The organism is Serratia sp. 506_PEND, assembly GCF_001076875.1.
Classification (GTDB): domain Bacteria; phylum Pseudomonadota; class Gammaproteobacteria; order Enterobacterales; family Enterobacteriaceae; genus Serratia; species Serratia marcescens.
In genome coordinates this window covers 1-7,873 of the sequence record NZ_JVEL01000274.1, presented here as the reverse complement: position 1 = coordinate 7,873, position 7,873 = coordinate 1, and the positions used below count along the sequence as shown (strand labels likewise).

Below are 7,873 nucleotides of genomic sequence, written 5' to 3'. Positions count from 1 at the left end.
AGAAGCGCTGTCGCCGATGATGGCCTTTGTCACGCTGCTGCGCCCGCTGTACGCCAAGACGAGCGAAGGCTTCCAGTATGTGCCGGTTTCCAACCCCTGGACCGACGTGCAGCGCCTGCCGGCCAGCGCAGGCTATTTGGGCGTACAGGTCAACGCCGGGCTGTTCTTCCATGGCGCCAAGCCGACGCACTATAAAGATCGCGACGGCCAGATGAAACCGATCGACGGCGGCACGCTTTTGCAGAACATCACCGTGCTGCATCAGGTGGCGCAGCCGCTCGGCCCGGGTGAAGGCGCGGTCTGAGCCGGCAGCGTTAGCACGGGGCCGGACGCGGCCCCTTTTCGCGCCTTGAAACCCTGTGCAGCTTGGGTAAAACTGGTTGCCTATTCAAGGAGAAGAGTATGTACAGCGACAACGAGAAAAAGTTTTATATCATCCTCAACCGCAATCACGAACCGGCCACGCTGTTTAACGCTTCCTGCCATCTGACGGCGGGCATCACCGATCTGATCGAACAGCGTGAGTTTCACCACTATCCGAGCAGTCTCGACGGCGTCAGCGCCAACATGAGCCACTACCCGATCGTCATCCTTCAGGCTAAAAACAGCAGCCAGCTCAGCAACCTGATCCTCAAATGCAAGGAGGAGGGCGTGCTGTCCAACTTCTTCACCACCACCATGCTGTCGCACTCCGCCGAGCAGCAGATCGCCGACACCGCCAATACCCCCTACGAGCAGCTGGATTTCGTGGCGGTGGCGCTCTACGGTGACACCGAGCAGCTTAAGCCGCTAACCAAGAAGTTCTCCGTCTATCGTTAATCGCGAACGGCGTCACATCAGGGGCGGCAACGGCTATGATATTTTTCCATCAAATCGTTGATGGAGATGAACATGAGCGGTAAGAAAACCACCATGGCGGCCATCGCCAGAGAGGCGCGGGTCGGCATCGCCACCGTCGATCGGGTGATCAACCAACGCGCGTCGGTGCGGCCCGCCACCCAGCGCCGGGTGATTGAGGCAGCGAAAAAGTTGGGGTTCGCGTTGGAGAAGTCCCACTGCCTGTCGGCAGTGCTGGGCAGGCCGGAGCGCCGCCTTAGAATGGGGTTTATCCTGCTGCGGCGCGAACACTCTTTCTATGCGCAACTGGCTGATGAATTGATGGCGCAAGCGGCACCGTATCATGAGCCGGGTCAGCCGCCGCAGTTCATCTTCCACTCTCTCAATGCCATCGACGACACCGCCGCCGCCATTAGCCAATTGAGCCGCCAGGTGGAAGCGATCGGCGTGCTGGCGCTGGATCACCCCCTGATCCACTATGCCGTAGAAGAAGCCGCCCAGGCGGGCATCAACGTTTTCGCGCTGCTGTCGGATTTATCGGTGCCCAGCCGCGCCGGCTACATCGGTCTGGATAATCAAAAAGCGGGCCGCACCGCCGGCTGGGCGGTGGATCGTCTGTGCCGGCGTCAGGGCGACGTCGGCGTGATCATCGGCGACAACCGTTTTACTTGCCAGGAAGCCTGCGAGATCGGTTTTCGCTCCTACCTGCGTGAGCAGATGAGCGGCCAGCGTGTGCTGGAACCGGTGCGCAGCCTCGAGGACGCGGAAACGGCGCGCCGGGTCACGCGTGAACTGCTGGCGAACCACCCGGAACTGGCGGCGCTTTACGCGCCGAGCGGCGGTGTGGAGGGCATTATTCAGGCGTTGCGAGAGAGCGGCCGGCAGCGCGACATCACGCTGGTGTGCCACGGCCCGGTGCTGGGCGGTGAAATGGCGCTGCTCGACGGCACGGTGGATCTGCTGCTGTGCCACCGCATTCCCGAATTGGCCGCCACGATCGTCGAGACGTTACTCGCCGCCGATGAACAACCGGGATTACGCCACATCATTAATCGCTTCGATGTGATCACCAAAGAAAACCTCTGACGGCCGCTGAGTGGTGTTTGCCGAGGTCAGGGCGCAGCCAGGCACCGCCTGAATTTGATTAAAAAATATCAAATAATTTATCAAAAATAGCGCGATCTCTATCAAAAAATAAAATTTTCATTATTGATGGTTTTGGAATTTTTGTTTGATACTGCCGGCATTCCCCGCAAAAAAGGAGCCGTCGCCATGACTTTGCCTATCGCCAATGCGCCCTGCAGTTGGGGCGTGGATGATCCGAACAACCCCCATTTGCCGCTCTATGCCACGGTTCTGCAAGAAGCGTCGGCGGCCGGCTACCGCAGCATCGAGCTGGGGCCGTGGGGCTATCTGCCGACGCAGAGCGAGGCGCTGTGTGCCGCGCTGGAGCAGCATCACCTGTCGCTGGTGGCCGGCACGATTTTTGACGATCTGGTCAGCGAGGCGAACATTGAGCGCCTGCTGGCCCTGACTCATCGGATATGCCGCAACCTCTCGCGGGCGCCCAGGGCGGAGCCGACCGAGGGCGATCGCGCCGCGCCGCCGTTCTTGGTGATTATCGATTTCGGCAATCCGCAACGCGCCAGGTTCGCCGGGCGTTCAGATTTAGCGCCGCGTTTGTCGCAGGGGGAGTGGCAGAGGATGATCGGGCACATTACGCGCATTAGCGAACTGGCCTGGCGGGAATACGGTGTGCGGCCGGTGGTGCATCCGCACGCCGGCGGCTGCATCGAGTTCGCCGACGAAATCGACCGGTTGGCGGCGGACATTCCGCATCACACCGCCGGATTGTGCCTGGATACCGGCCATCTGTATTACGCCGGGCTGGACCCGGCTGCCTGGCTGAGCAAGCACTTTAATCGTCTTGATTACCTGCACTTCAAAGACGTCGATCCGCAGGTGTTCCGCGAGGTGCTGGCGCGCGGCGTCGATTTTTTCACCGCCTGCGCCGAGGGCGTCATGTGCCCGTTGGGCAGCGGGGCGATCGATTATCCGCAGCTGCGTGCGCTGTTGGCCGAGCGCGGATATCGGGGCTGGATCACTATCGAGCAGGAGCGCGATCCGCGCAATGTGCAGGGCAGCCTGCAGGACGTCGCCGCCAGCTTGCGCTACTTGCGCGGCCTCGGCTTTTAATCAGGAGAAACACGATGATCAACGGCAGCAAACCTTTGGCGAGATCGTTGCGCTGGGGCATGGTCGGCGGCGGTGGCACCAGCCAGATCGGTTACATCCACCGTTCGGCGGCCTTGCGCGACGGCGCGTTTACTCTGTTGGCCGGCGCGTTCGACATTGACACCGAACGCGGGCGTGATTTTGGCCGGAGTCTGGGCGTGGCGGCGGAGCGCTGTTATGCGGATTATGCCGAGATGTTCCGCGCCGAAGCCGCGCGGGCGGACGGCATCGAAGCGGTCTCGATCGCCACGCCGAACAACACCCATTACGCCATTTGCCGGGCGGCGCTGGAGGCGGGATTGCACGTGGTATGCGAGAAGCCGCTGTGTTTCAGCGTCGAAGAGGCGCAGGCGCTGGCGGCGCTGTGCGAGCGGCAGCGCAAAGTCATCGGCGTGACCTACGGCTATGCCGGGCACCAGATGATTTTGCAGGCCCGGCAGATGATTGCCGATGGCCGGCTGGGGGAAATTCGGCTGGTGAATATGCAGTTCGCCCACGGCTTTCACGCCGCGCCGGTGGAGCAGGATAATCCCAGCACTCGCTGGCGGGTCGATCCGCGCTTTGTCGGCCCCAGCTATGTGCTGGGCGATCTGGCAACCCACACGCTGTTCCTGGCGGAAACCATGGCGCCGCAGTTGAAGATCCGGCGGCTGATCTGCAGCCGGCAAAGCTTTGTGCCGTCGCGCGCGCCGTTGGAGGACAATGCCTATGTGCTGATGGAGTATCACAACGGCGCCGTCGGCTCCGTGTGGGCTTCGGCGGTCAACTGCGGTTCGATGCACGGCCAAAAGGTGCGCATTGTCGGTGAAAAGGCCAGCCTGGAGTGGTGGGATGAACAACCCAATCAGCTGCGCTTCGAAGTGCAGGGCGAGCCGGTGCGGATCCTGGAGCGCGGCATGCCGTATCTCGCCGCGTCGGCGCTGGCGGATGATCGCATCGGCGGCGGCCATGCGGAGGGGCTGTTTGAAGCGTGGTCGAATCTCTACCGCCGCTTCGCGCTGGCGATGGACGCCACCGATCGGCGCGACGCAGCCTTTCTGGCCGACTTCTGGTACCCGGACGTGCAGGCTGGCTCGCTGGGCGTGAAGTGGGTGGCGCGCTGCGTGCAATCCGCCGAAACCGACGCCGGCTGGGTCGCCTTCGACTGAGCGAGCGATTCGCTCAGACGCTGGCCCCGTCGTAGCTGTGGATCTGTAACGCATCCAGCGCGACGTCCGGCACGCAACGCAGGTTAACGGCGCACATCGCGGCGCCGTCTGGCGCGGTGCCGTAGGCGAAGGGCTGGGCTCCGCAGACTCGGCAGAACTGATGGCGGATCCTGTGGTGATTGAAAGTGTAGGTGCTGAGCTGGTCCTGACCGCTGTTGAGCGTGAAAGCGCTGATGGGGAAGAACGACAGCAGCAGCCCTTTGCGGCGGCAAATCGAACAGTTGCAGCTGAGGGCTTCGGTCGGCAGTTCGGCGTCCACGGTAAAGGTGACGGCGCCGCAGTGGCAGCTTCCCTGGAATGACATGGCGATGATCCTGTAACAGGGGAGAGTGTTTGCCCAGTATAGTGCAATTTATCGTCACTCGGCCGTGCCCGGCCTGGTTTCCTTAGTAAATGCACGGTTTTCTGTTAGGTTAGAGGTTAACGTCATCAAAAGGAGATCGCGATGTTAGAACATTACTATCCGGCCAATATGGGCGCCGAACCGGTCACGGACGAACAGCACAAACGGCTGGTGGCGGTGCAGGCGGCGCTGGAACTGATCAAGGCCACGCTGTCGGATACCAACGACGGCAACGGCGTGGACTTCCAGCTGAAGGCGGCGGAAAAGCACATCGGCCCGATGGCCGACGCCATTCAGGAAGCCCTGAAGTAACGGTTCGCCGTCACGTCAACCGCCCGTCTCGGGCGGTTTTTTTTGCGCTGATTACTGCGATTTTTTTAGTGGCGCATTGCCTTTTTCCTGGCTGGTGCCGTGAGCGGCGCGATCCTACTCTAGCGATCCGAGTCCTCATCAGGGTCATGCTCATGTTCCGCTTCAGCTTCTTTTCTTTCTTATTGCCGCGCCGCCGACGCGTCACCCAGTTGGCCGGCGCAGCGCTGTTGTTCAGCGGCGTTATGCAGGCGCAGGCCACGCAACGCATCGAGTTTTCGCCGGACGCCGCCGGCGCCTACCCTGAGGGCATCGCCTGGAATGCACGTGCCGGTGCGTTCCTGATTTCCTCTCTGCGCGGCGGGCAGCTTGGCCTGGTCTACCCGGATGGCCGCTATCGGCGGTTTTCCACCGGCAAGGGGCTTATCACCACCTCCGGCATGCTGGTGGACGCCGAGCGCAACCGGGTGCTGGTGTGCAACGAAGACGTGGGCGTGTCCCGCAACTCTGCCGCTGGCACGCGCAATCGCGTGGCGCAGGTGCTGGAGTTCAATCTCGATACCGGCGCGCTGCAGCAGACGTACGATCTTTCATCGCTAAGTCATGGGCCGACGCTGCCCAACGATCTGACGCTCGACGCGCAGGGCAATATCTACGTGACCGACAGCTTCCAGCCGCAGATTTACAAGATCGACCGGACAACGCGCCAGGCGTCGATTTTGGTGCGCTCAGCGCGCTTGATGCCGGCCGAAGCACCCGCCGCTGCGCAGGGCTCGCGGCCTTATCTCAATGGCGTGGTGTATCACCCGGATGGCTACCTGATTGCCGCGGACTACACCCGCGGGCTGCTGTGGAAGGTGACGTTGGAGAACGCGCCGGCGGTCAGTGAAATCAGGCTGCCGCAGCGGCTGAAAGGGCCGGACGGGCTGCGGCTCAAAAACGCCCATGAATTGGTGATCGTACAGTCTTTTCCGGATGAAAAGGGGAGCATGTCCGGCGACGTGTCACTGCTCTCCTCGACCGACGGCTGGGCCAGCGCGCGTATCGCCGCGGTCGCCGCGCCGCCGGGATTGGATGGGCCGACCGGCGCCGCGCTGCGGGATGGCGAAGTGTGGGTCGTCAACTCCCGTTACCCCCGGCTGTTTGCCGACGTCGCTCAGGCGGAAAGTACCAAGACGTTCAGTATCGTCAAGGTGGCGTTCGAACCGGCCGCGGCGGATGGCCGCTGATCGACGGCGATTGCCAACCGCGCCGGAATAGGATTAAATGCGCATTGACTGTATAAATAAACAGGTGTGCTGCGATGAGTCTGATGTTGAAGGGTGAAAAGATTGACCGTAACCGCTTTACCGGCGAGAAGATTGAAAACGGCAGCTTTATGCTGTGCGATTTTTCGGGCGCCGATCTGACCGGTACCGAGTTTATCGGCTGCCAGTTTTACGATCGCGACAGCCGACAGGGCGGCAATTTCAGCCGCGCGATACTGAAAGACGCCAGCTTCAGAAGCTGCGATTTGTCGATGGCCGACTTCCGCCATGCCAGCGCTCTGGGGGTGGAGATCCGCGAATGCCGCGCGCAGGGCGCCGATTTTCGCGGCGCCAGCTTTATGAACATGATCACCAGCCGCACCTGGTTTTGCAGCGCCTATATCACCAAAAGCAACCTGAGCTATGCCAACTTCGCCAAGGTGGTGCTGGAGAAATGCGAGCTGTGGGAAAACCGCTGGCACGGTGCGCAGGTGTTCGGCGCCAGTTTCAGCGGTTCCGATCTGTCCGGCGGCGAATTCTCCGGTTTCGACTGGCGTGCCGCCGATGTCACCCAGTGTGATTTGAGCAACGCGGAACTGGGCGAGTTGGATTTGCGCACCACCGATCTACAGGGCGTCAAAATGGACAGCCACCAGGCCGCGCAGCTGCTGGAGCGGCTGGGGATCGCAATCATCGGTTAAGGGAATGGCTAACGCGACGGTTGGGCAAATAAGCGATTGGAGGCTTTCTCTGCGTCCACGGGAATACGGCGTTGCATTACCGGGATAGTGAAGCGGGGATCCTGTGAGAGGTGGCGAGCCTGCTCGTTGAGCGGCACGACGGCGATCGCCAGATTGTCGTTGGCCTGCATGACGCCTTCCTGTTCGAACAGGGCGAACACCGGCGTGTCGCGCGCGTTACCCAATGAGCAAGCCGAAATCCAATAGTGCCCGTCTTGGGCAAATTTGCACTGCGCCGTTTGCGGGCTAATTGCGCTGATTTGTTTGGCAATCAAGGCATTCGCGTTTTCCACATAGCTTGGTGGTGCCGGCTGGCAGCCTGCCAAACTGAGCGTCAGTGCAGCTAGCGTCAGTGTTCTTTTGCCCATCATAGCCATCCTTGAGGTCATTTCCTGTAAAGTAAAATAATTATCCTAACAACGATAATGCACCAGTGTCGAGAACAGATTGATTTATTAAGCTTTTGTTTCTCTTTCATGACGATTAAGCGGTTTTCTTCAGTGTTATAGCAGGGAGTGGTTTCGCGTGAAGGGAAGAGCAGAACGCGGAATCGGCGGCTGTTTGCGCGTTCATGATCGGCCCCGGCGCGGCGAGTCCAATCGTTCGTTATTTTTCACCCCGAACGCCGCGCAGATAACCCTGAGCTGGCGGCAGATGCAGGCGGTCCTTTGCGGTAATAAATTTATGAGCCATATGAATATAATTTAAAATATATCTTGCTTAAATAATTTAGCTGTGTGTAAATAGCGTCATCGGTTTGTAGTTCAGACCTTATGAAAGCAGTTTTAGTAAAGCAGTTCTCAGTATTAGCGATATCCCTCAGATACCTCTTCTTCCGCGAATTCTCTTCTCTAGTGCCCCATAAGTTTCCAATAAAAACAGACCTCTATCGCCCTATGGCGTCGCAAAAATATAAAGGAAATATCTCTATGACCAATAAAATGACGGGTTTGG

At 60.0% G+C, this 7,873-nt stretch carries 11 protein-coding genes; 9 read left to right on the top strand and 2 right to left on the bottom strand.

Features of this window, described 5'->3' with window-relative positions:
* From ADK28_RS07205 to ADK28_RS07185, 5 genes are all read left to right on the top strand, one after another.
* The coding region (locus ADK28_RS07205) for a hypothetical protein (RefSeq protein WP_048795281.1) at positions 1-304 on the top strand (304 nt) is incomplete at its 5' end.
* Positions 305-402: 98 nt separating this feature from the next.
* On the top strand, positions 403-819 hold the full coding sequence (locus ADK28_RS07200; protein ID WP_004941246.1) for a DUF2000 domain-containing protein: 417 nt from the start codon (positions 403-405) through the stop codon (positions 817-819).
* A gap of 72 nt (positions 820-891) precedes the next feature.
* Positions 892-1,923, top strand: a complete 1,032-nt coding sequence (locus ADK28_RS07195) for a LacI family DNA-binding transcriptional regulator (protein ID WP_048795280.1) — start codon at positions 892-894, stop codon at positions 1,921-1,923.
* 186 nt (positions 1,924-2,109) lie between these two features.
* Entirely contained in the window at positions 2,110-3,033 is a 924-nt protein-coding gene (locus ADK28_RS07190) for a TIM barrel protein (protein ID WP_033640581.1), read from the top strand.
* 14 nt (positions 3,034-3,047) lie between these two features.
* Positions 3,048-4,220 (top strand): Gfo/Idh/MocA family protein, encoded by a 1,173-nt coding sequence (locus ADK28_RS07185; protein ID WP_048795279.1) that lies wholly within the window; start codon positions 3,048-3,050, stop codon positions 4,218-4,220.
* A 13-nt stretch (positions 4,221-4,233) separates the two neighbouring features.
* Here ADK28_RS07185 and ADK28_RS07180 read toward each other — a convergent pair whose 3' ends face one another.
* The gene (locus tag ADK28_RS07180) at positions 4,234-4,584 is read right to left on the bottom strand and encodes a GFA family protein (RefSeq protein ID WP_016928050.1); all 351 of its coding nucleotides are present in this window, start codon (positions 4,582-4,584) and stop codon (positions 4,234-4,236) included.
* 141 nt (positions 4,585-4,725) lie between these two features.
* On the opposite strand from ADK28_RS07180, the gene ADK28_RS07175 reads away from it, so the two are divergent.
* From ADK28_RS07175 to ADK28_RS07165, 3 genes are all read left to right on the top strand, one after another.
* Positions 4,726-4,935, top strand: a complete 210-nt coding sequence (locus ADK28_RS07175; protein WP_004941260.1) for a hypothetical protein — start codon at positions 4,726-4,728, stop codon at positions 4,933-4,935.
* A gap of 152 nt (positions 4,936-5,087) precedes the next feature.
* A complete protein-coding gene (locus ADK28_RS07170) occupies positions 5,088-6,161 on the top strand; it encodes an SMP-30/gluconolactonase/LRE family protein (RefSeq protein ID WP_048795282.1) in 1,074 nt (357 codons plus the stop codon).
* Positions 6,162-6,235: 74 nt separating this feature from the next.
* Positions 6,236-6,880 (top strand): Qnr family pentapeptide repeat protein, encoded by a 645-nt coding sequence (locus ADK28_RS07165; RefSeq protein ID WP_048795278.1) that lies wholly within the window; start codon positions 6,236-6,238, stop codon positions 6,878-6,880.
* Between the two features lie 8 nt (positions 6,881-6,888).
* Here the strand turns inward: ADK28_RS07165 and ADK28_RS07160 are convergent, their stop codons facing one another.
* Complete coding sequence (locus ADK28_RS07160; RefSeq protein ID WP_033641431.1) at positions 6,889-7,290, bottom strand: hypothetical protein; 402 nt, start codon at positions 7,288-7,290, stop codon at positions 6,889-6,891.
* Positions 7,291-7,692: 402 nt separating this feature from the next.
* Here ADK28_RS07160 and ADK28_RS32705 point away from each other — a divergent pair.
* Positions 7,693-7,873, top strand: a 181-nt coding sequence (locus ADK28_RS32705; protein WP_204375368.1) for a hypothetical protein, incomplete at its 3' end; no start/stop codon positions are given.